This is a genomic window from Escherichia sp. E14V7, assembly GCF_004212225.1.
Classification (GTDB): domain Bacteria; phylum Pseudomonadota; class Gammaproteobacteria; order Enterobacterales; family Enterobacteriaceae; genus Escherichia.
The window spans coordinates 58,227-80,622 of record NZ_RHJJ01000012.1; the positions used below are offsets into that span (position 1 = coordinate 58,227).

The 22,396-nt window shown below is 52.8% G+C and carries 19 protein-coding genes; 14 read left to right on the plus strand and 5 right to left on the minus strand.

Annotated elements, in window-relative coordinates; genetic code table 11:
- Positions 1-154: 154 nt before the first annotated feature.
- Positions 155-1,294, plus strand: a complete 1,140-nt coding sequence (locus tag D9741_RS13885) for a 3-phenylpropionate MFS transporter (RefSeq protein ID WP_130214631.1) — start codon at positions 155-157, stop codon at positions 1,292-1,294.
- Here the strand turns inward: D9741_RS13885 and csiE are convergent.
- From csiE to suhB, 3 genes are all read right to left on the minus strand, one after another.
- Positions 1,286-2,566, minus strand: coding sequence for a stationary phase inducible protein CsiE (gene csiE, locus D9741_RS13890; RefSeq protein ID WP_130214629.1), 1,281 nt, complete (start codon positions 2,564-2,566; stop codon positions 1,286-1,288). The genes D9741_RS13885 and csiE overlap by 9 nt on opposite strands.
- A 190-nt stretch (positions 2,567-2,756) precedes the next feature.
- Positions 2,757-3,611 (minus strand): alpha/beta hydrolase, encoded by an 855-nt coding sequence (locus D9741_RS13895; protein ID WP_130214627.1) that lies wholly within the window; start codon positions 3,609-3,611, stop codon positions 2,757-2,759.
- 144 nt (positions 3,612-3,755) lie between these two features.
- Positions 3,756-4,559, minus strand: coding sequence for an inositol-1-monophosphatase (gene suhB, locus D9741_RS13900; protein ID WP_000553451.1), 804 nt, complete (start codon positions 4,557-4,559; stop codon positions 3,756-3,758).
- Positions 4,560-4,677: 118 nt separating this feature from the next.
- On the opposite strand from suhB, the gene trmJ reads away from it, so the two are divergent.
- The 11 genes from trmJ to sseB all read left to right on the plus strand — a co-directional run bounded on the left by trmJ (position 4,678) and on the right by sseB (position 13,521).
- Positions 4,678-5,418, plus strand: a complete 741-nt coding sequence (gene trmJ / locus D9741_RS13905; protein WP_000940019.1) for a tRNA (cytosine(32)/uridine(32)-2'-O)-methyltransferase TrmJ — start codon at positions 4,678-4,680, stop codon at positions 5,416-5,418.
- A 268-nt stretch (positions 5,419-5,686) separates the two neighbouring features.
- Positions 5,687-6,175 carry a Fe-S cluster assembly transcriptional regulator IscR gene (gene iscR / locus D9741_RS13910; protein ID WP_001241354.1) on the plus strand — a complete coding sequence of 163 codons (489 nt, stop codon included), beginning with the start codon at positions 5,687-5,689 and terminating at the stop codon, positions 6,173-6,175.
- Positions 6,176-6,290: 115 nt separating this feature from the next.
- Positions 6,291-7,505, plus strand: a complete 1,215-nt coding sequence (gene iscS / locus D9741_RS13915) for a cysteine desulfurase (protein WP_001295373.1) — start codon at positions 6,291-6,293, stop codon at positions 7,503-7,505.
- Positions 7,506-7,532: 27 nt separating this feature from the next.
- Positions 7,533-7,919 carry a Fe-S cluster assembly scaffold IscU gene (iscU, locus tag D9741_RS13920; protein WP_000331707.1) on the plus strand — a complete coding sequence of 129 codons (387 nt, stop codon included), beginning with the start codon at positions 7,533-7,535 and terminating at the stop codon, positions 7,917-7,919.
- A 16-nt stretch (positions 7,920-7,935) separates the two neighbouring features.
- A complete protein-coding gene (gene iscA / locus D9741_RS13925; protein WP_000028953.1) occupies positions 7,936-8,259 on the plus strand; it encodes an iron-sulfur cluster assembly protein IscA in 324 nt (107 codons plus the stop codon).
- 95 nt (positions 8,260-8,354) lie between these two features.
- Positions 8,355-8,870 (plus strand): co-chaperone HscB, encoded by a 516-nt coding sequence (gene hscB / locus D9741_RS13930; RefSeq protein ID WP_000384413.1) that lies wholly within the window; start codon positions 8,355-8,357, stop codon positions 8,868-8,870.
- Between the two features lie 16 nt (positions 8,871-8,886).
- The gene (hscA, locus tag D9741_RS13935; RefSeq protein WP_130214625.1) at positions 8,887-10,737 is read left to right on the plus strand and encodes a Fe-S protein assembly chaperone HscA; all 1,851 of its coding nucleotides are present in this window, start codon (positions 8,887-8,889) and stop codon (positions 10,735-10,737) included.
- 1 nt (position 10,738) lies between these two features.
- Positions 10,739-11,074, plus strand: coding sequence for an ISC system 2Fe-2S type ferredoxin (fdx, locus tag D9741_RS13940; protein ID WP_001124469.1), 336 nt, complete (start codon positions 10,739-10,741; stop codon positions 11,072-11,074).
- An 11-nt stretch (positions 11,075-11,085) separates the two neighbouring features.
- A complete protein-coding gene (gene iscX, locus D9741_RS13945; protein WP_000523616.1) occupies positions 11,086-11,286 on the plus strand; it encodes a Fe-S cluster assembly protein IscX in 201 nt (66 codons plus the stop codon).
- A 57-nt stretch (positions 11,287-11,343) separates the two neighbouring features.
- Positions 11,344-12,627: an aminopeptidase PepB gene (gene pepB / locus D9741_RS13950; protein ID WP_085456461.1), complete on the plus strand. Its 1,284-nt coding sequence runs from the start codon at positions 11,344-11,346 to the stop codon at positions 12,625-12,627.
- Positions 12,628-12,744: 117 nt separating this feature from the next.
- Positions 12,745-13,521 (plus strand): enhanced serine sensitivity protein SseB, encoded by a 777-nt coding sequence (sseB, locus tag D9741_RS13955; RefSeq protein WP_130214623.1) that lies wholly within the window; start codon positions 12,745-12,747, stop codon positions 13,519-13,521.
- Between the two features lie 30 nt (positions 13,522-13,551).
- On the opposite strand, the gene timP is transcribed toward sseB, so the two are convergent.
- Together timP and sseA are read right to left on the minus strand one after the other, a co-directional pair.
- The gene (timP, locus tag D9741_RS23785; protein ID WP_276319951.1) at positions 13,552-13,677 is read right to left on the minus strand and encodes a small toxic inner membrane protein TimP; all 126 of its coding nucleotides are present in this window, start codon (positions 13,675-13,677) and stop codon (positions 13,552-13,554) included.
- Between the two features lie 339 nt (positions 13,678-14,016).
- Positions 14,017-14,862 (minus strand): 3-mercaptopyruvate sulfurtransferase, encoded by an 846-nt coding sequence (sseA, locus tag D9741_RS13960; RefSeq protein WP_130214621.1) that lies wholly within the window; start codon positions 14,860-14,862, stop codon positions 14,017-14,019.
- Positions 14,863-15,068: 206 nt separating this feature from the next.
- On the opposite strand from sseA, the gene yfhM reads away from it, so the two are divergent.
- Positions 15,069-20,027, plus strand: a complete 4,959-nt coding sequence (gene yfhM, locus D9741_RS13965) for an alpha2-macroglobulin (protein ID WP_130214619.1) — start codon at positions 15,069-15,071, stop codon at positions 20,025-20,027.
- Positions 20,028-22,340 carry a peptidoglycan glycosyltransferase PbpC gene (pbpC, locus tag D9741_RS13970; RefSeq protein ID WP_130214617.1) on the plus strand — a complete coding sequence of 771 codons (2,313 nt, stop codon included), beginning with the start codon at positions 20,028-20,030 and terminating at the stop codon, positions 22,338-22,340. It begins immediately after the preceding gene.
- Positions 22,341-22,396: the final 56 nt, after the last annotated feature.

Below are 22,396 nucleotides of genomic sequence, written 5' to 3' on the forward strand. Positions count from 1 at the left end.
CATTATTTTTGCAAGATACGTCGCAGGTCGCATCTTTTTGTCATTTCCTGATATGCATGACAATCGGCGGGAAGCGGACTCGAATATTCTTATTTTTCAACTTGCACCAACATTCGATTAACTCCAGACTAACGCCTCCTGACGGGAGGGACTCATGGTTTTGCAATCCACGCGCTGGTTGGCGCTCGGTTATTTCACATACTTTTTTAGCTACGGTATTTTTCTACCTTTCTGGAGCGTCTGGCTTAAGGGAATTGGCTTAACGCCAGAAACCATCGGCCTGTTGTTAGGGGCCGGGCTGGTTGCCCGTTTTCTCGGTAGTTTGATAATCGCGCCTCGCGTCAGCGATCCTTCTCGCCTGATTTCTGCGCTGCGTGTGCTGGCGTTGCTGACGCTACTCTTTGCCATCGCCTTCTGGGCGGGTGCGCACGTGGCGTGGTTGATGGTGGTGATGGTTGGTTTTAACCTCTTTTTCTCACCGCTGGTACCGTTGACCGATGCACTGGCGAATACGTGGCAAAAGCAGTTCCCGCTTGATTATGGCAAAGTGCGACTTTGGGGCTCGGTGGCGTTTGTCATTGGCTCGGCGCTGACGGGCAAACTGGTCACTATGTTTGATTATCGGGTGATCCTCGCGCTGTTGACGTTGGGCGTGGCATCCATGCTGCTCGGCTTTCTTATCCGTCCGACGATTCAGCCACAAGGGGCAAGCCGTCAGCAGGAGAGCACGGGGTGGCCAGCGTGGCTGGCGCTGGTCCGCCAGAACTGGCGTTTTCTGGCCTGCGTTTGTTTATTGCAGGGGGCGCATGCGGCCTATTACGGTTTTAGCGCCATTTACTGGCAGGCAGCTGGCTACTCGGCCTCGGCGGTGGGCTATTTATGGTCGCTGGGCGTGGTGGCGGAAGTCATTATCTTTGCGCTGAGTAATAAGCTTTTCCGCCGTTGTAGCGCCCGTGACATGTTGCTGATCTCGGCGGTATGCGGGGTAGTACGTTGGGGCATTATGGGGGCAACCACTGAGTTGCCGTGGTTGATTATAGTGCAAGTTCTGCATTGCGGCACCTTTACGGTGTGCCATCTGGCCGCTATGCGCTACATTGCCGCTCGTCAGGGAAGTGAGGTTATCCGCTTGCAGGCAGTTTATTCTGCCGTCGCGATGGGCGGCAGTATCGCCATCATGACCGTCTTCGCCGGTTTCCTGTATCAATATCTGGGGCATGGCGTGTTCTGGGTGATGGCATTGGTGGCGTTTCCGGCAGTGTTTTTGCGCCCGAAAGTCGTTCCCTCATGCTGATTCAAGTATTTTGCGGATCTGTTCCTGTTGATGTGCCGTCAGGGTCAGATCCGTATAAATAAGCGGTGGTGAAAAAAGCGGTAGTGGCATGGTATAAGGCGCAATAATAAGCGCGGTGTTGCGCGGCGCGCCAATCTGCAAAAATGTCTTCACAGACATGTGCTTAATATTGAGCGGCAGTATCGTTAGCTCACGCAATTGCAGCTCAATATTCGCTTCTCGTTCGCTGTCATTGCCCGTCAGCAAAATAATCTGCTTTTCGTGAATTTCATTTGCCTGCATCAGCCATGCACCGAAAATCACTGCCACCAGACAACTTTCTTCATCGGAAAGACTGACGTTGTACTCATTTTCAAACCCGACCAGCGCTTCGCGGGTGGTGTGGACGAGCCGTGGATAAAGTCGACGGAACTCTTCCGGTAAAGTGTTATCAATGCCGATAGAAAACAAACAGCGGTTTAACGCCTGGGCGAGGTGAGTATAAAGCTGATAGCACAACCCCTGTTCATCATAGAAATGGACGTTACTCAACTGCCGAAAATGCTGTACCAGACGGTTAATTGACAGGCGCAACTGTTTGCCATGCTGATGGGTGTCTCGCAGTGGATCGGGAACCCGCAACAGGGAAAAAAGCAATGCCATAAATAGTGGCTCATCAGTGGGGACAGGTTGACGCGCCCGCCGTTGCCAGTGGCGGCCAATTTCCTGTGCAACCTGAAATTCAATGCAAGATTCCAACCAGTGACGTTGCAGCGGGTTAAACAGGGGCGAGATTCCGGCATGGTGTTGCAATAAGCAATATTGCAGATACAAACACAGGAAATGAACATCACGCGCGTCAAAGCGTTTTTGCAGCCTTCGCGAGCAGAGATTAACTAACGCCAGTAGATTGGTGTCGTCATAAAAATTACGAGCAATCCCCCGACGCTTTAGCTCTCCCTTTAACGCGGGCGTAAAATGGCTGCTGATAAATGACGGACAAAGGCGAAAAGCGCGTCGTAGCCAATGAAATAAACATAAGCGTTGATTAAGTATTGTACCTTCAATCCGGTAGCTCCCGTCATATCCAGTTGTAATGGTGAGTTGATGATAGCGCTGGATCTCCCGTCCTGTTTCGCTGATATCGCGACCCACCATTTCATCATCCACACCATTAATCTCGCTGAAAGTTGCCGTGGTGGCGCTCAACCCCGGCTGGAACAGCGTCAGCAATACCTGGCAACGGCGCTGGGGAGCTGAAAGTACAGATGGTGGGGCAAGTGTAGGTATCATCTGTAGATCTCCCATAAGCATAATTTATAAGAATAGCTAAAGTTTGCTTAGGGATACGGTGAATGGAATGCTATTAATCAGAAATGATGACAAACATCACAGAATTTTTATCGATATAAACACTTTTTGGCAGTTTAATGCCATCCCATAAGGTGATTTCTTGCTGTTTTATCTGGTTTCGACCATAAGGTTAATTCTGTGGATTCAATGCGCTAAGGATAAAGTCCACCATCTGCTCGCGATAAACGTCTCCATGACGATCGGAAAAGGCATCAAGATGTTCGCCATCGGGGATCAAAATCAGGCGTTTTGGCTCTTTCGCCAGGGCAAATAATTTCTCGCTATGCTGCCATGGAATAACATGATCAGCTTTGCCGTGAATCAGTAAAAGCGGGATCGGGCTGACGCTGGCGATGTAATTTTCGCCGCTGTAACTCTCATCAAGTAAGTAGCCGCTGCCGGGTATCATCTGGTTGGCGATAGTCGAATAAGAGGCAAATGTGGAGTCGAGGATCACCGCACGTATGCCTTCACGATCACCCTGACCAATAACATCCAGAATATTCGCCCCGCCAATACTCTGCCCGAACAGCACCAGCCGCTTGGGGTTTACATCGCTACGATGGCGCACCACGTTGATGGCACTTTGCGTATCGTCCAGTAATCCGGCTTGTGATGGCGTGCCTTTAGATTTACCAAATCCGCGATAATCAAACATAAAAACATTGAAATTGCGTTCTGGTAACCAACTGACCAGCGGCCAGTGGGCGGACATATTTCCGGCATTACCGTGAGCATGAATGATGGTTGCGATGGCGTTGTCAGCGGGGCCCGTCGAAGAAGGAATAAACCAGCCTTGCAGACGAGTACCGTCCTTAGCCGTAAATTCGACGGATTCCGCCGACCAGGGGTCGGGACCGTAAATTTTATCGTCAGGATAATAGAAGAAGTTGATGGCAACGCGCGGCACTAAATAAACGCAGAAGGCAACAACAAAGAGAATAAACAGAATTTTGAGAACGCGTTTGTTCACTGGCAGCGCCATAACCTTTCCTTGCGACTTCTTTATCATCCATTAATCGGGGAAAGATGGTGGGAGAGTGACGAAAGAAAGTAAAGCGGTGAGGAAGTATTTCGGAATAACGCCTGAAAGGCGAGGGCGGGTGAGTGATATCACCCGCCTGAGTCATTAACGCTTCAGAGCGTCGCTTAACTCGTCACGCATGTTCGCCAGCATGGCTTTAACAACGCGCGGGTTACCAGCAACGATGTTACCGGTCAGCATATAGTTATGACCACCGGTGAAGTCGCTGACGATGCCGCCCGCTTCACGAACCAGCAGCTCGCCTGCCGCGAAATCCCACGGGCGCAGACCGATTTCAAAGAAACCGTCAACACGGCCCGCAGCAACGTAAGCCAGATCCAGCGCCGCAGAACCGGTACGACGGAAGTCTGCACATTCGTTGAACAGTTTGCCGACGATGTTGATGTAGGTGGTGGCGTACTGTTTTGCTTTGAACGGGAAGCCGGTCGCCAGAATAGTACCGTCGAGATCGCGAGCGGTGCTGCCGCGCAGACGGTAGCCGTTCAGCTGTGCGCCCTGACCGCGAGTGGCGGTGAACAGTTCGTTACGCATAGGATCGTAAACCACAGCAACTTCGGTGCGGCCTTTGATACGAACGGCGATAGATACCGCGAAGTGCGGCAGACGTTTGATAAAGTTGGTAGTGCCATCCAGTGGATCGATAACCCATTGAACATCCTGATCAGTACCTTCAAGTTCACCGCTTTCTTCGGTGATGATGGTGTGCTGTGGGTAAGATTTACGAATCGTGTCGATAATCACCGCTTCGGCAGCTTTATCTACGTTGGTCACGAAATCGTTACTGCCTTTCTGGCTCGCTTCTACAGCGTCCGGGGTTTCATAGTTTTTGGCAATTAAATTACCCGCCTTGCGCGCTGCGCGCACGGCGATGTTCAGCATCGGATGCATCGGTCTCTCTCACTGGATGTTAAAGAACGGGAAAACGGCGCAGAGTATAGCAGCGAGATCGGCATCTGTCTTCGTTTTATGTTAAGATGCGCGAATAATCTTTAGACGAAGAAAGACAATGCTGCAAAATATTCGAATTGTGCTGGTGGAGACGTCACACACCGGCAATATGGGTTCTGTTGCCCGTGCCATGAAAACAATGGGATTAACCAATCTGTGGCTGGTTAATCCACTGGTGAAACCCGACTCCCAGGCGATTGCCCTGGCGGCAGGCGCCAGCGATGTGATTGGTAATGCTCACATCGTCGATACGCTCGACGAAGCATTAGCCGGTTGTAGCCTGGTGGTTGGCACCAGTGCACGTTCGCGCACGTTGCCGTGGCCGATGCTCGACCCGCGCGAATGCGGTCTGAAAAGCGTCGCTGAAGCGGCAAATACGCCGGTGGCGCTGGTCTTTGGTCGCGAACGTGTCGGCCTGACCAATGAAGAGTTGCAGAAGTGCCATTATCATGTCGCGATTGCCGCTAACCCGGAATACAGCTCACTGAACCTGGCGATGGCGGTTCAGGTTATTGCCTATGAAGTGCGCATGGCCTGGCTGGCGACTCAGGAAAACGGCGAGCAGGTTGAGCATGAAGAGACGCCGTATCCGCTGGTCGATGATCTGGAGCGTTTTTATGGCCATCTCGAACAAACGTTGCTGGCAACCGGTTTTATCCGTGAAAACCATCCGGGGCAGGTGATGAATAAACTGCGTCGTCTGTTTACCCGTGCGCGCCCGGAAAGCCAGGAATTGAATATCCTGCGCGGGATTCTGGCTTCTATAGAGCAGCAGAATAAAGGTAACAAGGCCGAATAACAGTGATTGCCTGATGCGACGCTTAACGCGTCTTATCAGGCCTGGAAGTGCACGTAATCGTGGGTCGGATAAGGCGTTCACGCCGCATCCGACAACAGGTACAAACGCCACGATAAAAAATGGCACTGAAGGTTAAATACCTGACTAAATCAGTCAAGTAAATAGTTGACCAAATTACTCGGGAATGTCAGACTTGACCCTGCTATGCAATACCCCCACTTTTACAATAAAAACCCCGGGCAGGGGCGAGTTTGAGGTGAAGTAAGACATGAGACTGACATCTAAAGGGCGCTATGCCGTGACCGCAATGCTTGACGTTGCGCTCAACTCCGAAGCAGGCCCGGTACCGTTGGCTGATATTTCCGAACGACAGGGAATTTCCCTTTCTTATCTGGAACAACTGTTTTCCCGTCTGCGTAAAAATGGTCTGGTTTCCAGCGTACGCGGACCAGGCGGTGGTTATCTGTTAGGCAAAGATGCCAGCAGCATCGCCGTTGGCGAAGTGATTAGCGCCGTTGACGAATCTGTAGATGCCACCCGTTGTCAGGGTAAAGGCGGCTGCCAGGGCGGGGATAAATGCCTGACCCACGCGCTGTGGCGTGATTTGAGCGACCGTCTCACCGGTTTTCTCAACAACATTACTTTAGGCGAACTGGTTAATAACCAGGAAGTGCTGGATGTGTCTGGTCGTCAGCATACTCACGACGCGCCACGCAGCAATCGTAACGATGCAATTGATGTTAAGTTGCGCGCATAAAAGATAAAAAGTATTCAGAATCAGGCCGGGGCGTATCGCGCTCCGTAAACACGGTCGTACATCCAGCCGGTAGCCTGGTTCCTTGCATTGAGTGATGTACGGAGTTTATAGAGCAATGAAATTACCGATTTATCTCGACTACTCCGCAACCACGCCGGTGGACCCGCGTGTTGCCGAGAAAATGATGCAGTTTATGACGATGGACGGAACCTTTGGTAACCCGGCCTCCCGTTCTCACCGTTTCGGCTGGCAGGCTGAAGAAGCGGTAGATATCGCCCGTAATCAGATTGCCGATCTGGTCGGCGCTGACCCGCGTGAAATCGTCTTTACCTCTGGTGCAACCGAATCTGACAACCTGGCGATCAAAGGTGCAGCCAACTTTTATCAGAAAAAAGGCAAGCACATCATCACCAGCAAAACCGAACACAAAGCGGTACTGGATACCTGCCGTCAGCTGGAGCGCGAAGGTTTCGAAGTCACCTACCTGGCACCGCAGCGTAACGGTATTATCGACCTGAAAGAACTCGAAGCGGCGATGCGTGACGACACCATCCTCGTTTCTATCATGCACGTGAATAACGAAATCGGCGTGGTGCAGGATATCGCGGCTATCGGCGAAATGTGCCGTGCTCGTGGCATTATCTATCACGTTGATGCAACCCAGAGCGTGGGCAAACTGCCTATCGACCTGAGCCAGTTGAAAGTTGACCTGATGTCTTTCTCCGGCCACAAGATTTATGGCCCGAAAGGTATCGGTGCGCTGTATGTGCGTCGTAAACCGCGCGTACGCATCGAAGCGCAAATGCACGGCGGCGGTCACGAGCGCGGTATGCGTTCCGGCACTCTGCCTGTTCACCAGATCGTCGGTATGGGCGAAGCCTATCGCATCGCAAAAGAAGAGATGGCGACCGAGATGGAACGTCTGCGCGGCCTGCGTAACCGTCTGTGGAACGGCATCAAAGATATCGAAGAAGTTTACCTGAACGGTGACCTGGAACACGGTGCGCCGAACATTCTCAACGTCAGCTTCAACTACGTTGAAGGTGAGTCGCTGATTATGGCGCTGAAAGACCTCGCGGTTTCTTCCGGCTCCGCCTGTACGTCAGCAAGCCTCGAACCGTCCTACGTGCTGCGCGCGCTGGGGCTGAACGACGAGCTGGCACATAGCTCTATCCGTTTCTCTTTAGGTCGTTTTACTACTGAAGAAGAGATCGACTACACCATCGAGTTAGTTCGTAAATCCATCGGTCGTCTGCGTGACCTTTCTCCGCTGTGGGAAATGTACAAGCAGGGCGTGGATCTGAACAGCATCGAATGGGCTCATCATTAATCGGTATCGGAATCAGGAGAATTTATAATGGCTTACAGCGAAAAAGTTATCGACCATTACGAGAATCCGCGTAACGTGGGTTCCTTTGACAACAACGACGAGAACGTGGGCAGCGGCATGGTGGGTGCACCGGCCTGTGGCGACGTGATGAAGTTGCAGATTAAAGTCAACGATGAAGGTATCATTGAAGACGCGCGTTTTAAAACTTACGGCTGCGGTTCTGCTATCGCTTCCAGCTCCCTGGTCACCGAATGGGTGAAAGGGAAGTCTCTCGACGAAGCGCAGGCGATCAAAAACACCGATATTGCTGAAGAACTTGAACTGCCGCCGGTGAAAATTCACTGTTCTATTCTGGCAGAAGACGCGATCAAAGCCGCCATTGCGGACTATAAAAGCAAACGTGAAGCAAAATAAGAGTTGAGGTTTGGTTATGTCGATTACACTGAGCGACAGTGCAGCAGCGCGAGTAAATACCTTTCTGGCTAACCGCGGCAAAGGGTTTGGCCTGCGTCTGGGTGTGAGAACCTCCGGATGTTCAGGTATGGCTTATGTACTGGAATTTGTTGACGAACCGACGCCGGAAGACATCGTGTTTGAAGACAAAGGCGTGAAAGTCGTGGTCGATGGCAAAAGCCTGCAATTTCTGGACGGTACGCAGCTGGACTTCGTAAAAGAAGGCCTGAACGAAGGGTTTAAATTCACCAACCCGAACGTTAAAGATGAGTGTGGTTGCGGCGAAAGCTTCCACGTCTAATGCGCATACCGATAACCCCACCGTGGTCGCCTGCGCGTGGGGTTTGTTTTACCTGATTCGCCGTTATCGCGGCGGATCGCAGCCCTGAGAATGTTATGGATTACTTCACCCTCTTTGGCTTGCCTGCCCGTTATCAACTCGATACCCAGGCACTGAGCCTGCGTTTTCAGGATCTACAACGTCAGTATCATCCTGATAAATTCGCCAGCGGAAGCCAGGCGGAACAACTCGCCGCCGTACAGCAATCTGCAACCATTAACCAGGCCTGGCAAACGCTGCGTCATCCGTTAATGCGCGCGGAATATTTGCTTTCTTTGCACGGTTTTGATCTCGCCAGCGAGCAGCATACTGTGCGCGACACCGCGTTCCTGATGGAACAGCTGGAGCTGCGCGAAGAACTGGACGAGATCGAACAGGCGAAAGATGAAGCGCGGCTGGAAAGCTTTATCAAACGTGTGAAAAAGATGTTTGATACCCGCCATCAGTTGATGGTTGAACAGTTAGACAACGAGACGTGGGACGCGGCGGCGGATACCGTGCGTAAGCTGCGTTTTCTCGATAAACTGCGAAGCAGTGCCGAACAACTCGAAGAAAAACTGCTCGATTTTTAATTTCTGGAAGCTAAACATGGCCTTATTACAAATTAGTGAACCTGGTTTGAGTGCTGCGCCGCATCAGCGTCGTCTGGCGGCCGGTATTGACCTGGGCACAACCAACTCGCTGGTGGCGACAGTGCGCAGCGGTCAGGCCGAAACGTTAGCCGACCATGAAGGCCGTCACCTGCTGCCGTCTGTTGTTCACTATCAACAGCAAGGGCATTCGGTGGGTTATGACGCGCGTACTAATGCAGCGCTCGATACCGCCAACACCATTAGTTCTGTTAAACGCCTGATGGGGCGCTCGCTGGCTGATATCCAGCAACGCTATCCGCATCTGCCTTATCAATTCCAGGCCAGCGAAAACGGCCTGCCGATGATTGAAACGGCGGCGGGGCTGCTGAACCCGGTGCGCGTTTCTGCGGACATCCTCAAAGCACTGGCGGCGCGGGCAACTGAAGCCCTGGCAGGCGAGCTGGATGGTGTCGTTATCACCGTTCCGGCGTACTTTGACGATGCCCAGCGTCAGGGCACCAAAGACGCGGCACGTCTGGCGGGGTTGCATGTTCTGCGCTTACTTAACGAACCGACCGCTGCGGCTATCGCCTACGGGCTGGATTCCGGCCAGGAAGGCGTGATCGCTGTTTATGACCTCGGCGGCGGGACGTTTGATATTTCCATTCTGCGCTTAAGTCGCGGTGTGTTTGAAGTGCTGGCGACCGGCGGTGATTCCGCGCTCGGTGGCGATGATTTCGACCATCTGCTGGCGGATTACATTCGCGAGCAGGCGGGCATTCCTGATCGTAGCGATAACCGCGTTCAGCGTGAACTGCTGGATGCCGCCATTGCGGCCAAAATCGCGCTGAGCGATGCGGACTCCGTGACCGTTAACGTTGCGGGCTGGCAGGGCGAAATCAGCCGTGAACAATTCAATGAACTGATCGCGCCACTGGTAAAACGAACCTTACTGGCTTGTCGTCGCGCGCTGAAAGACGCGGGTGTAGAAGCTGATGAAGTGCTGGAAGTGGTGATGGTTGGCGGTTCTACTCGCGTGCCGCTGGTGCGTGAACGAGTGGGCGAGTTTTTCGGTCGTCCACCGCTGACTTCCATCGACCCGGATAAAGTCGTCGCTATTGGCGCGGCGATTCAGGCGGATATTTTGGTGGGTAACAAACCGGACAGCGAAATGCTGTTACTGGATGTGATCCCGCTGTCGCTGGGCCTCGAAACCATGGGCGGCCTGGTGGAGAAAGTGATCCCGCGTAATACCACGATTCCGGTGGCCCGCGCCCAGGATTTCACCACCTTTAAAGATGGTCAGACGGCGATGTCTATCCATGTAATGCAGGGTGAGCGCGAACTGGTGCAGGACTGCCGCTCGCTGGCGCGTTTTGCGCTGCGTGGTATTCCGGCGCTACCGGCTGGCGGTGCGCATATTCGCGTGACGTTCCAGGTCGATGCCGACGGTCTTTTGAGCGTGACGGCGATGGAGAAATCCACCGGCGTTGAGGCATCTATTCAGGTCAAACCTTCTTACGGTCTGACTGATAGCGAAATCGCTTCGATGATCAAAGACTCAATGAGCTATGCCGAGCAGGACGTAAAAGCCCGTATGCTGGCAGAACAAAAAGTAGAAGCGGCGCGTGTGCTGGAAAGTCTGCACGGCGCGCTGGCTGCTGATGCCGCGCTGTTAAGCGCCGCAGAGCGTCAGGTTATTGACGATGCTGCCGCTCACCTGAGTGAAGTGGCGCAGGGCGATAATGTTGACGCCATCGAACAAGCGATTAAAAACGTAGACAAACAAACCCAGGATTTCGCCGCTCGCCGCATGGACCTGTCGGTTCGTCGTGCGCTGAAAGGCCATTCCGTGGACGAGGTTTAATATGCCAAAGATTGTTATTTTGCCTCATCAGGATCTCTGTCCTGATGGCGCTGTTCTGGAAGCTAATAGCGGTGAAACCATTCTCGACGCAGCTCTGCGTAACGGTATCGAGATTGAACACGCCTGTGAAAAATCCTGTGCTTGCACCACCTGCCACTGCATCGTTCGTGAAGGTTTTGACTCACTGCCGGAAAGCTCAGAGCAGGAAGACGACATGCTGGACAAAGCCTGGGGGCTGGAGCCGGAAAGCCGTTTAAGCTGCCAGGCGCGCGTCACCGACGAAGATTTAGTGGTCGAAATCCCGCGTTACACTATCAACCATGCGCGTGAGCATTAACAGAGGTTAGTATGGGACTTAAGTGGACCGATAGCCGCGAAATTGGCGAAGCACTGTACGATGCGTATCCCGATCTTGATCCGAAAACGGTTCGATTCACCGATATGCATCAGTGGATTTGCGATCTGGAAGATTTCGACGACGATCCGCAGGCATCCAACGAGAAAATCCTCGAAGCGATTTTGTTAGTCTGGCTGGACGAAGCCGAATGAATAAACGGGCTGCCTGGGGTAGCCCGTTTTGCTGTTAAACGAATAAGGATAACTAAAATGACAGAAGCGATGAAAATTACCCTCTCTACCCAACCTGCCGACGCGCGCTGGGGAGAAAAAGCGACTTACAGCATTAATAATGATGGCATTACCCTGCATTTGAATGGAGCGGACGATCTGGGGCTGATCCAGCGTGCGGCGCGCAAGATTGACGGTCTGGGCATCAAACATGTTCAGCTAAGCGGTGAAGGCTGGGATGCGGATCGCTGCTGGGCATTCTGGCAAGGTTACAAAGCCCCGAAAGGCACGCGTAAAGTGGAGTGGCCGGATCTGGACGATGCCCAGCGTCAGGAACTGGATAACCGCCTGATGATCATCGACTGGGTGCGTGACACCATCAACGCACCGGCGGAAGAGCTGGGGCCATCGCAACTGGCACAGCGTGCTGTTGATCTGATCAGCAACGTCGCAGGCGATCGTGTGACTTATCGGATCACCAAAGGCGAAGATCTGCGTGAGCAAGGTTATATGGGGCTGCACACCGTCGGACGCGGTTCAGAACGTTCTCCGGTATTGCTGGCGCTGGATTACAACCCGACTGGCGATAAAGAAGCGCCGGTGTACGCGTGCCTGGTTGGTAAAGGCATCACCTTTGATTCCGGCGGCTACAGCATCAAACAGACCGCGTTTATGGACTCGATGAAGTCGGACATGGGCGGTGCGGCAACGGTTACCGGGGCGCTGGCATTTGCCATTACTCGCGGATTGAACAAGCGCGTGAAGCTGTTCCTCTGCTGTGCGGATAACCTGATCAGCGGCAATGCGTTCAAGCTGGGCGATATCATCACCTATCGCAACGGTAAAAAAGTCGAAGTGATGAACACTGATGCCGAAGGGCGTCTGGTGCTGGCCGATGGCCTGATTGATGCCAGTGCGCAGAAACCGGAACTGATCATTGATGCGGCGACCCTCACCGGGGCGGCGAAAACCGCGCTGGGTAATGATTATCACGCGCTGTTCAGTTTTGACGATGCGCTGGCCGGTCGCTTACTGGCGAGTGCCGCGCAGGAGAACGAACCGTTCTGGCGTCTGCCGCTGGCGGAGTTCCACCGCAACCAGCTGCCGTCTAACTTTGCCGAACTGAACAACACGGGCAGTGCTGCTTATCCGGCAGGTGCAAGTACGGCGGCGGGCTTCCTGTCGCATTTTGTTGAGAACTATCAGCAAGGCTGGCTGCATATCGACTGCTCGGCGACTTACCGTAAAGCGCCGGTTGAACAGTGGTCTGCGGGCGCGACCGGGCTGGGTGTGCGCACGATTGCTAATCTGTTAACGGCGTAAGCGCTTTATTCGGCCTACAAATTGTGCAAATTCAACAAATTGCGAATCCCTTGTAGGCCTGATAAGCGTAGCGCATCAGGCACTTGTGCCCCGAACGTTGAATGAATTGTGGTTCTTATGTCCGAAACAAAAAACGAACTTGAAGACCTGCTGGAAAAAGCAGCAACCGAACCGGCGCACCGCCCGGCCTTTTTCCGTACTCTACTGGAATCCACCGTCTGGGTACCTGGTACGGCGGCGCAGGGCGAGGCTGTGGTTGAAGATAGCGCGCTTGATTTACAGCACTGGGAAAAAGAAGACGGCACCAGCGTCATTCCTTTTTTCACCTCGTTAGAAGCACTTCAACAGGCGGTTGAAGACGAACAGGCATTTGTCGTAATGCCCGTTCGCACATTGTTTGAGATGACCCTTGGCGAAACGCTCTTCCTTAATGCCAAACTGCCAACCGGTAAAGAATTTATGCCGCGTGAAATCAGTTTGCTGATTGGTGAAGAAGGGAATCCGCTGAGCAGTCAGGAAGTACTGGAAGGTGGCGAATCGCTGATATTATCGGAAGTCGCAGAGCCACCAGTACAAATGATTGATTCACTCACCACCTTATTTAAAACCATTAAGCCAGTGAAGCGTGCTTTTATTTGTTCAATTAAAGAGAGCGAAGAGGCACAGCCTAATTTACTTATTGGCATTGAAGCCGATGGCGATATCGAAGAAATTATTCAGGCGGCGGGAAGTGTAGCAACCGATACATTACCTGGCGATGAACCGATAGATATTTGCCAGGTAAAAAAAGGGGAAAAAGGAATTAGCCACTTTATTACCGAACATATTGCGCCATTCTATGAACGTCGCTGGGGTGGTTTTTTGCGTGACTTTAAACAGAATCGGATAATATAAAATATGCCGCCCAAAGGGCGGCATTCGGGCTTACTTGCTGCTCTGAAGGTTGTTAACCACCAGTAAATTGTTACCGGAGAGACTCCGGTTATTATTTACTTCGGAAAACAGCGCACCAGAAACAATAAGTACGATACAGAAGCACCGTATCTTCATTGTGCGGTCCATACGAAGACCGCATCACGACAGCACCACTGGCGATATTGCCGCGATAGCAAGCGCTGTGAAACACCTGCATTTACGGCCATGGAACATCCTTTCCTTAAGCCAGCGCCCGTTTGCGAGACGGCGGAAAGGGCCATAGTGGATAATACACTGGCTGAACAAAAATTACTCTCTTTGGCTTGACAAAAAGAGAGTTACTGGCGAGTATTGCTCTGCTGTGAAGCACCTGCGTTGTTCATGCAACACAAGTCAACCTGCTGGAAAGGCCGCGAACCAGACCAGCAATAAAAAACCGCCAAAGTCGGCGGTTTTTTATTGCCTGTAAAAAGCTTATTTCATTGGCTCAACCGGTAAATCTGCCCGTGCGCCCCATTCACTCCACGCCCCGTCGTATAATTTCACATTTGGCACATCCAGCGTTGCGAGTGCCAACAAAACCACGGCTGCCGTTACACCAGAGCCGCAGCTGACAATAATTGGTTTGTCATAGCTGACGCCGCGACCAAAAAATATCGCATCCAGTTCATCGGTCGTTTTCAGTTCGCCTTCGCGCACCAGTTCTGTCCACGGAACATTCAGCGCGCCGGGAATATGTCCGCGACGTAAACCTGCGCGAGGTTCATCAACTTCCGCGTTAAAACGCGCAGCCGGGCGGGCATCGATAATTTGTGCCGTTTTTTCATGACTTGCCAATAACACATCGGTCACTTTCACCACGGCTTCCGGGGTAAACGCGACGTTAAACTCTCCTTCCGGCAGTTCCACTGCACCTTCTTCTAACAGCAGATCATCACGTTGCCAGCCCGCTAAGCCACCGCCAAGGATTGACACTTTCTCCACACCAAAAGTGCGCAGCATCCACCACGCGCGCGGCGCAGAAAATAGGTTTCCTTCATCATAGACAATCAGATGCTTGTCATGATTAACGCCCAGTTCACGCATCGCGACGGCGAACGTTTCCGGGCGAGGCAGCATGTGCGGAAGGGGGGATGTATGATCAGAAAGAGCTTCGATATCGAAAAAAACTGCACCGGGGATATGACCGTTCAGATACTCCTGAGCAACGTTACGCTCTTCCTGCCCGGGCGGCGCCATACGAGCATCAATAATCTGAATTTCCGGGTCATCAATATGTTCGGCGAGCCAGTCGGCTCCTACAAACCATGTCGTGGACATAGGCATCTCCATTTTTGCCGGGGTTAAGTTAAATTGTCGGATGTTTGCCGAAAAGCAACAAGCAAAAGAGGCTGATTTGGCTGCCTGAGCCACATTTCTCACTAAAATTCGGATTTTGTAGATGTGATAGTGAATTACATAACGTCATTTCTCACGCATAATAATCATTCGACGTTGCTAACGGGCCATTGTGGCAGGGATGAGAGATGAAAAAGTTACGCTTAGCCGCCTGTATGTTGATGCTGGCGCTGGCAGGGTGCGACAACAACGATAACGCGCCAACTGTAGTGAAAAAAGATACGTCTTCTGAAGTTGCTAAAGAGTCATCTTCGACAAATGCGACTTCTGCGAAACTCTCCTCGCCGGCGCGACAAAAACTGGCACAACAGAGTGCGGGTAAGGCACTGACATTGCTGGATCTCTCTGAGGTACAGCTCGATGGCGCAGCCACGCTGGTACTGACTTTCTCTGTCCCCCTCGACCCGGATCAGGACTTCTCGCGTGTTATTCATGTCGTCGATAAAAAGAGCGGCAAAGTGGATGGCGCCTGGGAGTTGTCAGATAATCTCAAAGAACTGCGTTTACGCCACCTCGAACCGAAACGTGATTTGATCGTCACTATTGGCAAGGAAGTTAAGGCACTCAATAACGCAACCTTCAGTAAAGATTACGAAAAAACCATCACCACCCGCGATATCCAACCCAGCGTCGGCTTTGCCAGCCGTGGTTCGCTGCTACCCGGAAAAGTCGTGGAAGGACTGCCGGTAATGGCGCTCAACGTTAACAATGTCGATGTTAACTTCTTCCGTGTTAAGCCGGAATCGCTGCCAGCTTTCATTAGCCAGTGGGAATACCGTAACACGCTGGCGAACTGGCAATCAGATAAACTGTTGGAGATGGCGGACCTGGTCTATACCGGGCGGTTTGATCTCAATCCTGCGCGTAACACCCGCGAAAAATTATTGCTGCCGCTGGGCGATATCAAGCCGCTTCAGCAGGCGGGCGTGTATCTGGCTGTAATGAATCAGGCCGGACATTACGATTACAGTAATCCAGCCACGCTATTTACGTTAAGTGATATCGGCGTATCGGCCCACCGTTATCACAATCGTCTGGATATCTTTACTCAAAGCCTGGAAAACGGCGCGGCCCAGCAAGGAATTGAAGTCTCGCTATTAAATGAGAAAGGGCAGACTCTGACTCAGGCGACCAGTGATTCACAGGGCCATGTGCAGTTGGAAAATGATAAAAACGCGGCGCTACTGTTGGCGCGTAAAGACGGTCAAACAACGCTGCTCGATTTAAAACTACCGGCACTGGACTTAGCGGAATTTAACATTGCTGGCGCGCCAGGCTACAGCAAACAGTTCTTTATGTTTGGCCCGCGCGATCTTTATCGCCCTGGCGAAACGGTCATCCTCAACGGCTTACTGCGTGATGCAGACGGTAAAGCTCTGCCGGATCAACCCATCAAACTGGACGTGATTAAACCTGACGGGCAGGTACTGCGTAGTGTTGTTAGCCAGCCGGAAAATGGCCTCTACCACTTTACCTGGCCGCTGGATAGCACTGCGGCAACCGGAATGTGGCATATCCGAGCCAACACTGGGGATAACCAGTATCGGATGTGGGATTTCCACGTCGAAGATTTTATGCCGGAGCGCATGGCGCTGAATCTGACCGGCGAGAAAACGCCATTAACACCAAAAGACGAAGTGAAATTCTCCGTGGTGGGGTACTACCTGTACGGTGCGCCCGCTAATGGCAATACCTTGCAGGGACAGCTTTTCTTGCGGCCGCTGCGTGAAGCGGTTTCTGCATTGCCTGGTTTCGAATTTGGCGATATTGCTGCCGAAAACCTTTCTCGCTCGCTGGATGAAGTCCAGCTGACGCTGGATGATAAAGGACGCGGCGAAGTTTCCACTGAAAGCCAATGGAAGGAAGTACATTCCCCATTGCAGGTTATTTTCCAGGGGAGTTTGCTGGAATCGGGCGGTCGCCCCGTGACGCGCCGTGCTGAGCAGGCTATCTGGCCAGCCGATGCATTGCCGGGGATCCGTCCGCAGTTCTCTTCAAAATCAGTTTACGATTATCGTACTGACAGCATGGTAAAACAGCCCATTGTTGATGAAGACAGTAACGCTGTTTTTGATATCGTTTATAGCGATGCGCAGGGCGTGAAAAAAGCAGTGTCGGGCTTGCAGGTGCGACTGATTCGCGAACGTCGCGATTACTACTGGAACTGGTCGGAAGATGAAGGCTGGAAGTCACAGTTCGATCAAAAAGATCTGATCGAAAATGAGCAAACGCTGGATCTGAAAGCGGACGAAACCGGCAAGGTCAGTTTTCCGGTAGAGTGGGGCGCTTATCGTCTGGAAGTCAAAGCGCCGAATGAAGCGGTCAGTAGCGTGCGTTTTTGGGCCGGATATAGCTGGCAGGACAATAGCGACGGTAGCGGCGCAGTGCGTCCGGACCGTGTCACGCTGAAACTGGATAAAGCCAGTTATCGCCCGGGCGACACCATTAAGTTGCATATCGCCGCGCCAACGGCGGGTAAAGGTTATGCGATGGTCGAGTCCAGTGAAGGGCCGCTGTGGTGGCAAGAGATTGATGTTCCGGCTCAAGGGCTGGATCTGACGATTCCGGTCGATAAAACCTGGAATCGTCATGATCTGTATTTAAGTACGCTGGTGGTGCGTCCTGGTGATAAATCTCGCTCCGCGACGCCAAAACGCGCAGTTGGTGTGTTGCATTTGCCGCTTGGTGATGAAAACCGTCGCCTCGATCTGGCGCTGGAAACACCAGCAAAAATGCGTCCCAATCAACCATTAACCGTGAAAATTAAAGCCAGCACTAAAAATGGAGAGAAGCCTAAACAGGTGAATGTGCTGGTGTCTGCCGTTGATAGTGGTGTGCTGAATATTACTGACTACGTCACGCCAGATCCGTGGCAGGCGTTCTTTGGTCAGAAACGCTATGGCGCAGACATTTACGATATTTACGGTCAGGTTATTGAAGGTCAGGGGCGTCTGGCTGCACTGCGTTTTGGTGGCGATGGTGATGAACTGAAACGCGGTGGCAAACCGCCAGTAAATCACGTCAATATTGTCGCGCAACAGGCGCTGCCGGTAACGCTCAACGAACAGGGCGAAGGCACGGTTACATTGCCGATTGGCGATTTTAACGGTGAATTGCGCGTCATGGCGCAAGCATGGACGGCAGATGATTTCGGCAGCAACGAAAGCAAAGTGGTTGTTGCCGCACCCGTGATAGCGGAACTGAACATGCCGCGCTTTATGGCTAGCGGCGACACCTCACGTCTGACGCTGGACATCACTAATCTTACCGACAAACCGCAAAAACTTAACGTTGCTCTGACCGCCAGTGGCTTGCTTGAACTGGTGAGTAATTCCCCCGCACCAATTGAATTAGCGCCAGGTGTGCGAACCACGCTGTTTATCCCGGTGCGTGCTCTGACGGGGTTTGGCGATGGTGAAATTCAGGCCACCATTAGCGGGTTAGCGTTACCAGGTGAAACCGTTGCCGATCAGCATAAGCAGTGGAAAATCGGCGTCCGTCCGGCATTCCCGGCACAAACGGTTAATTACGGTACGGCGTTGCAGCCTGGTGAGACATGGGCGCTCCCGGCTGATGGGTTGCAAAACTTCTCTCCTGTTACGCTGGAAGGGCAGTTGTTGTTGAACGGCAAACCACCGCTGAACATCGCACGTTATATCAAAGAGTTAAAAGCGTATCCGTACGGCTGTCTGGAGCAAACCACCAGCGGCCTGTTCCCGTCACTTTATACCAACGCTGCCCAGCTACAGGCGTTGGGGATAAAAGGCGACAGCGATGATAAACGCCGTGCGGCAGTCGATATTGGCATTTCGCGTTTGCTGCAAATGCAACGTGATAACGGCGGCTTTGCCCTGTGGGATAAAAACGGTGATGAAGAGTACTGGCTGACCGCCTACGTGATGGATTTCCTTGTCCGCGCAGGTGAACAGGGTTACAGCGTGCCGACAGAAGCCATTAATCGTGGAAACGAGCGTCTGCTGCGCTATTTACAAGATCCGGGCATGATGTCGATTCCGTACGCTGATAATCTTAAAGCCAGTAAGTTTGCCGTTCAGTCTTACGCTGCACTGGTGCTGGCACGGCAGCAAAAAGCACCGCTGGGTGCGCTACGCGAAATCTGGGAACGTCGTGCAGATGCGGCTTCTGGCTTACCGCTGCTGCAACTTGGCGTTGCGCTGAAAACCATGGGTGATGCGACGCGTGGTGAAGAAGCGATTGCGCTGGCGCTGAAAACGCCGCGTAACGATGAACGGAAATGGCTGGGTGATTACGGTAGCCCACTGCGCGACAACGCGTTAATGCTCTCCTTGCTGGAAGAAAATAAACTGCTACCCGATGAGCAGAACACTTTGCTGAACACGCTTTCGCAGCAGGCATTTGGCGAACGTTGGCTCTCGACCCAGGAAAGTAACGCGCTGTTCCTGGCTGCCCGTACGATTCAGGATTTACCGGGTAAATGGCAGGCGCAAACCTCTTTCTCAACTGAGCCGCTGACAGGCGAGAAAGCGCAAAACAGCAATCTGAATAGCGATCAACTTGCCACCTTGCAGGTGACCAACCGTGGTGACCAGCCGTTATGGCTGCGTGTGGATGCCAGCGGTTATCCGCAATCCGCACCACAACCAGCGAGCAATGTGCTGCAAATTGAGCGTCATATTCTTGGTACTGACGGTAAGAGTAAGTCTCTGGACTCGTTGCGTAGCGGCGATCTGGTGCTGGTCTGGTTGCAGGTAAAAGCCAGTGACAGCGTGCCGGATGCTTTGGTCGTTGATTTACTGCCAGCGGGCCTGGAACTGGAAAACCAGAACCTGGCTAACGGCAGCGCCAGCCTGGAGCAAAGTGGCAGCGAAGTGCAAAACCTACTCAATCAAATGCAACAAGCGAACATTAAGCATATTGAGTTCCGGGACGATCGCATTGTGGCGGCGGTTGCTGTTGATGAATATCAGCCGGTAACGCTGGTGTATCTGGCGCGGGCGGTAACGCCGGGAACGTATCAGGTTCCGCAACCGATGGTGGAATCAATGTATGTTCCCCAATGGCGGGCGACTGGCGCTACTGAAGATTTGCTGATTATCAGACCGTAAATGCCTCGTCTGTTAACCAAACGTGGCTGCTGGATAACGCTGGCAGTCATGCCCTTTATTATCATTCTGGCGGCGTGGGGGGCAGATAAACTATGGCCTCTGCCGCTACATGAAGTTAACCCCGCACGCGTCGTCGTGGCGCAGGATGGGACGCCGCTCTGGCGCTTTGCCGATGCTGATGGCATCTGGCGTTATCCGGTAACCATCGAAGATGTTTCTCCGCGTTATCTCGAAGCACTGATCAATTACGAAGATCGCTGGTTCTGGAAGCATCCAGGCGTGAACCCATTCTCGGTGGCTCGTGCTGCCTGGCAGGATCTTACTTCTGGTCGGGTTATCTCCGGCGGCAGTACGCTCACTATGCAGGTAGCTCGCCTGCTTGATCCACATTCGAAAACCTTTGGCGGTAAAATTCGCCAACTCTGGCGCGCATTTCAACTGGAATGGCACCTGTCTAAACGTGAAATTCTGACCTTGTATCTTAACCGCGCCCCGTTTGGCGGTACGTTACAGGGGATCGGTGCGGCAAGCTGGGCTTATCTCGGGAAATCGCCTGCAAATTTGAGCTATTCCGAGGCAGCAATGTTGGCGGTGTTACCGCAAGCGCCCAGCCGACTGCGCCCGGATCGCTGGCCGGAACGTGCCGAGGCCGCACGTAATAAAGTGCTCAAACGGATGGCTGCGCAAGGTGTGTGGTCCCGTGAGCAGGTAAAAGAATCTAGTGAAGAGCCCATCTGGCTGGCCCCCCGACAAATGCCGCAACTGGCACCGTTGTTTTCGCGCATGATGCTCGGTAAAAGTAAAAGCGACAAAATCGTTACTACGCTGGATGCAGGTCTTCAACGACGTCTGGAAGAACTGGCGCAAAACTGGAAAGGACGATTGCCGGCGCGCAGCTCACTGGCAATGATCGTGGTTGATCATACCGATATGCGTGTTCGCGGCTGGGTAGGATCGGTCGATCTCAACGATGATTCACGCTTTGGTCATGTTGATATGGTTAATGCGATCCGATCGCCAGGATCGGTGCTCAAACCATTTGTTTATGGTCTGGCTCTGGATGAAGGTTTGATCCACCCGGCATCGCTGTTGCAAGACGTCCCCCGACGCACCGGTGATTATCGACCCGGTAACTTTGACAGCGGTTTTCATGGCCCGATCAGCATGAGCGAGGCGCTGGTGCGCTCGCTGAACTTACCTGCTGTGCAGGTGCTGGAAGCCTATGGCCCGAAACGGTTTGCGGCAAAATTACGCAATGTTGGATTGCCGTTGTATTTGCCCAACGGTGCTGCGCCCAATCTTTCGCTCATTCTCGGCGGCGCTGGTGCAAAACTGGAAGATATGGCCGCAACGTATACCGCGTTTGCTCGCCACGGTAAGGCGGGTAAGTTGCGCTTACAGCCGGGTGACCCATTACTTGAGCGACCGTTAATGTCGCCGGGGGCTGCGTGGATTATCCGCCGTATTATGGCAGATGAAGCGCAGCCGCTTCCGGATGGTGCCTTGCCACGCGTCGTACCACTGGCGTGGAAAACAGGAACCAGTTATGGCTATCGCGATGCATGGGCAATAGGGATAAACGCTCGCTATGTGATCGGTATCTGGACCGGCAGGCCGGACGGCACGCCCGTTGTCGGTCAGTTTGGTTTTGCCAGCGCCGTACCGCTGTTGAATCAGGTCAATAATATCTTACTGTCGCGCAGTGCGAATCTGCCGGAAGACCCGCGTCCTGACTCCGTAAGCCGTGGCGTTATCTGCTGGCCTGGCGGACAGTCTTTGCCGGAAGGTGACGGTAACTGTCGCCGCCGCCTGGCAACCTGGCTGCTGGACGGGAGCCAGCCGCCAACGCTATTACTACCGGAGCAGGAAGGCATTAATGGCATTCGTTTCCCCATCTGGCTGGATGAAAACGGCAAACGTGTTGCCGCTGATTGCCCTCAGGCGCGACAAGAAATGATAAATGTCTGGCCGCTACCGCTGGAACCCTGGCTGCCCGCATCGGAGCGCCGCGCCGCACGCCTGCCATCGGCATCAACAAGTTGCCCGCCGTACGGTCACGATGCCCAGCTCCCGCTGCAGCTGACAGGCGTTCGCGATGGCGCGATTATTAAACGTTTACCTGGCACTGCTGATGCTTCTTTGCCTGTGCAAACCACGGGTGGCGCAGGTGGACGATGGTGGTTTCTTAATGGTGCGCCGTTAACTGAACGTGGGCGTAACATTACGTTGCGTTTGAGTGAAAAAGGTGATTATCAGTTACTGGTGATGGATGAAATGGGACAGGTCGCGACGGTGAGATTTGCCATGCAGTAGTCTGTTTTGTCAGATTTTGTTGCTTAAACTCGGTTTATTTTAAAAAAATGTTACCT

Excerpts from the sequence above, each read along its gene's own strand:
- D9741_RS13885 (WP_130214631.1), top strand. The coding sequence starts at position 155 with ATGGTTTTGCAATCCACGCGCTGGTTGGCGCTCGGTTATTTCACATAC.
- csiE (WP_130214629.1), bottom strand. The coding sequence starts at position 2,566 with ATGATACCTACACTTGCCCCACCATCTGTACTTTCAGCTCCCCAGCGC.
- D9741_RS13895 (WP_130214627.1), bottom strand. The coding sequence starts at position 3,611 with ATGGCGCTGCCAGTGAACAAACGCGTTCTCAAAATTCTGTTTATTCTC.
- suhB (WP_000553451.1), bottom strand. The coding sequence starts at position 4,559 with ATGCATCCGATGCTGAACATCGCCGTGCGCGCAGCGCGCAAGGCGGGT.
- trmJ (WP_000940019.1), top strand. The coding sequence starts at position 4,678 with ATGCTGCAAAATATTCGAATTGTGCTGGTGGAGACGTCACACACCGGC.
- iscR (WP_001241354.1), top strand. The coding sequence starts at position 5,687 with ATGAGACTGACATCTAAAGGGCGCTATGCCGTGACCGCAATGCTTGAC.
- iscS (WP_001295373.1), top strand. The coding sequence starts at position 6,291 with ATGAAATTACCGATTTATCTCGACTACTCCGCAACCACGCCGGTGGAC.
- iscU (WP_000331707.1), top strand. The coding sequence starts at position 7,533 with ATGGCTTACAGCGAAAAAGTTATCGACCATTACGAGAATCCGCGTAAC.
- iscA (WP_000028953.1), top strand. The coding sequence starts at position 7,936 with ATGTCGATTACACTGAGCGACAGTGCAGCAGCGCGAGTAAATACCTTT.
- hscB (WP_000384413.1), top strand. The coding sequence starts at position 8,355 with ATGGATTACTTCACCCTCTTTGGCTTGCCTGCCCGTTATCAACTCGAT.
- hscA (WP_130214625.1), top strand. The coding sequence starts at position 8,887 with ATGGCCTTATTACAAATTAGTGAACCTGGTTTGAGTGCTGCGCCGCAT.
- fdx (WP_001124469.1), top strand. The coding sequence starts at position 10,739 with ATGCCAAAGATTGTTATTTTGCCTCATCAGGATCTCTGTCCTGATGGC.
- iscX (WP_000523616.1), top strand. The coding sequence starts at position 11,086 with ATGGGACTTAAGTGGACCGATAGCCGCGAAATTGGCGAAGCACTGTAC.
- pepB (WP_085456461.1), top strand. The coding sequence starts at position 11,344 with ATGACAGAAGCGATGAAAATTACCCTCTCTACCCAACCTGCCGACGCG.
- sseB (WP_130214623.1), top strand. The coding sequence starts at position 12,745 with ATGTCCGAAACAAAAAACGAACTTGAAGACCTGCTGGAAAAAGCAGCA.
- timP (WP_276319951.1), bottom strand. The coding sequence starts at position 13,677 with ATGAAGATACGGTGCTTCTGTATCGTACTTATTGTTTCTGGTGCGCTG.
- sseA (WP_130214621.1), bottom strand. The coding sequence starts at position 14,862 with ATGTCCACGACATGGTTTGTAGGAGCCGACTGGCTCGCCGAACATATT.
- yfhM (WP_130214619.1), top strand. The coding sequence starts at position 15,069 with ATGAAAAAGTTACGCTTAGCCGCCTGTATGTTGATGCTGGCGCTGGCA.
- pbpC (WP_130214617.1), top strand. The coding sequence starts at position 20,028 with ATGCCTCGTCTGTTAACCAAACGTGGCTGCTGGATAACGCTGGCAGTC.